4 protein-coding genes are annotated in these 2,755 nt (G+C 45.7%); 1 reads left to right on the forward strand and 3 read right to left on the reverse strand.

Annotated elements, in window-relative coordinates:
• A partial coding sequence (locus A3750_RS11500) for an argininosuccinate synthase domain-containing protein (protein WP_197475004.1) occupies positions 1 to 208 on the reverse strand: 208 nt, incomplete at its 3' end.
• Positions 209 to 299: 91 nt separating this feature from the next.
• Complete coding sequence (locus tag A3750_RS11505; protein ID WP_068522504.1) at positions 300 to 1,199, reverse strand: OmpA family protein; 900 nt, start codon at positions 1,197 to 1,199, stop codon at positions 300 to 302.
• A 205-nt stretch (positions 1,200 to 1,404) separates the two neighbouring features.
• Here A3750_RS11505 and rnt point away from each other — a divergent pair, with 205 nt between their 5' ends.
• Entirely contained in the window at positions 1,405 to 2,013 is a 609-nt protein-coding gene (gene rnt / locus A3750_RS11510) for a ribonuclease T (protein ID WP_231871764.1), read from the forward strand.
• An 84-nt stretch (positions 2,014 to 2,097) separates the two neighbouring features.
• Here rnt and A3750_RS11515 read toward each other — a convergent pair whose 3' ends face one another.
• Positions 2,098 to 2,700: a peroxiredoxin gene (locus tag A3750_RS11515; protein ID WP_068458446.1), complete on the reverse strand. Its 603-nt coding sequence runs from the start codon at positions 2,698 to 2,700 to the stop codon at positions 2,098 to 2,100.
• Between the last annotated feature and the right edge of the window lie 55 nt (positions 2,701 to 2,755).

Consider the following 2,755-nt stretch of genomic DNA (forward strand, 5'->3'; position numbering starts at 1 on the left):
CGAACTCTTCACGTACGTCTTCGATGTAAATTTCTTTTACACCTAGCGCTTCGGCTTTCGCCCGGGCTGGCTCAACTTCTTCGCCCTGACCAAGGTCTGCAGTATAAGTTACGACTTCACAGCCGTACTCTTCGTTCAACCATTTGACGATAACGGAAGTGTCCAGACCACCAGAATAGGCCAAAACAACCTTGTTTATCTTCGACATAAATGCTCCAAGTGCCGTAATAGAGTTCGCTAAATATAGGGGGTGCGTATTCTACTGAAAAAGGCGTCCGAAAAACAACCAAGGACGATGTCTAATTCAGCTCGCCCTCGGGGGCTTCTTTTGTCGGCATAGAAAGGCTTTCACCGCGAACAAGTCGAACAGTACTGCGTCGGTTCTTCGCTTTATTGGGCACGGTGGTATTATCGGCAACCGGGTAACGCTCTCCGTGATAACGCGTTTGAATCATATCGGCGTTAACACCCTTGCTCGTTAAATAACGAGTCACTGTCTCTGCGCGTTCTTTTGATAGTCGGCGGTTATAAATACGTCTGCCCGAAGAATCGGTATGACCATCCACGTATATTGCCGTCACTGTGCTATCGGCTTTAACGTATAAAACAACCATGTCGAGGTTCTTTTTGTCACTCGACAACAAAATCGATTTGTCGACCTCAAAATGGACACGTGTCCTCTCGACTTGCCTGAAGTTCACTGGAAGAAGCGAGGAGATACAATCCAGGTACGCGCCATGAACGCTAGCAAAACCAATGCTATTTAACGACAAACGAACCGATGCATTGCTATACCAAGCTTGTCGAGTAAATGTAGGGCTCATACCCTCAAGCAAACCCTTCATCATATCTTGCGCTCGACGGCTCTCTACAGAGATCGGCTTATCGCTATCAACCACTTTGGCATAGCCAAGATCACGCACGACATTCCCTGGACGCCAAGATGAAGCCTCGATAACGAGCGCCGCCTCACCCGGCTTCATTGGATTGGACGTTGTCTGCGAATAGAAAAAGAGCTCTTCGCCAGCCTCATGATAAAAAATCCCCTGCCCGTAACGAGGAATTTCGTGAATAATACTGCACTCAAAAATTGAAGTAGATATATACCACTCACTGCGGTCAATAGGCGCTAGAAATCGAAGCTCTTGCTCTTGTTCAGCGAAGCTTTGACTAGATAGCACGAGACCTATAAGTGTCAAAACGGCATTCTTCAACAACGGTCATCCCTTCTTCATATGGCAGCATTACGCCGATACAGGCAATTCTTTGCCTCGGACGCATCAAATATCAATATAGCTCTGTTATACTCGTCTATGCGAGTGACGGTAGTAAGGATAAAGCGTGTCAGACCTAAATTCCCCAGAACACGATTGTAATGATAACGAAGATAGCAATTCTCATTCCATAGCATCACGGTTTCGCGGTTTTCTTCCCGTTGTGATCGATGTAGAGACAGCAGGGTTCAATTCCAAGACAGATGCCTTGCTCGAAATTGCAGCCGTCATTCTTGATATGGACAGTGATGGTAATCTCTATAGGAAAGAGACTGTGCACTGCAACGTTGAGCCGTTCAGAGGAGCTAACCTCGAAAAGTCAGCGCTTGAATTTACAGGTATAGACCCTCATTGCCCTTATAGAAATGCACAACCTGAAAAGGTCGCATTGGACAAAATTTTTACGCCGATTAGAAGAGCCGTTAAAAGCACCGGATGCACAAGAGCCATTTTGGTTGGCCATAACTCTTCTTTTGACCACGGTTTTGTCTTCGCAGCAGCAGAGCGAGCTGAAATAAAACGCAATCCATTCCATCCCTTTTCTAGCTTTGATACCAATACACTTTCGGCATTGGCCTTTGGCCAGACTGTACTTGCAAAAGCATGCGCTGCAGCCAAAATCGATTTTGACGGTCATGAGGCCCACTCCGCAAAATACGATACTGAAAAAACAGCCGAACTTTTCTGCACGATCATCAATAAATGGAAAACCCTAGGCGGTTGGCCGATAACATACTAAGCGCAGCTAATGCAAAATAGATCATTCAGCCAGTAACAAAAAAGCCGAGCTAAACGCTCGGCTTTTTTGTCTTAACGCTAAGACTTATAAACCTTCAGCATTCTCTGAAAGGTACTTAGCAACACCGTCGGGAGAAGCATCCATCCCTTTGTCGCCTTTGTTCCAGCCTGCAGGGCATACTTCGCCATGCTCTTCGTGGAATTGAAGTGCATCAACCAAACGAATTAATTCATCCATATTACGACCTAATGGAAGGTCATTGACGATTTGCGAACGAACCATGCCTTCTTTGTCGATGAGAAATGCACCACGGAATGCTACACCACCCTCAGACTCCACATCGTATGCTTTACAAATGTCGTGATTCATATCCGCAGCTAGGGTGTAACGAACAGCACCAATACCGCCTTTATCAACAGGAGTGTTTCTCCATGCGTTGTGTGTAAAGTGGGAGTCGATAGAAACGCCGATTACTTCAACTCCACGCTCCTTAAAATCATCCATACGGTGATCAAGCGCGATCAACTCAGAAGGACAAACAAAAGTGAAGTCCAACGGGTAGAAGAAAACCAAACCGTACTTACCCTTGATTGCTTCTGAAAGAGTAAGCTCGTCCACGATTGAACCATCACCTAGTACTGCTGGTACTGTAAAGTCAGGTGCTTGCTTGCCGACTAATACGCTCATTTATTATCTCCAAATTATTTTGGTTGAAATTATAAAAACATTCCTCTCTCGAGGT

This window comes from Oleiphilus sp. HI0079, assembly GCF_001635105.1.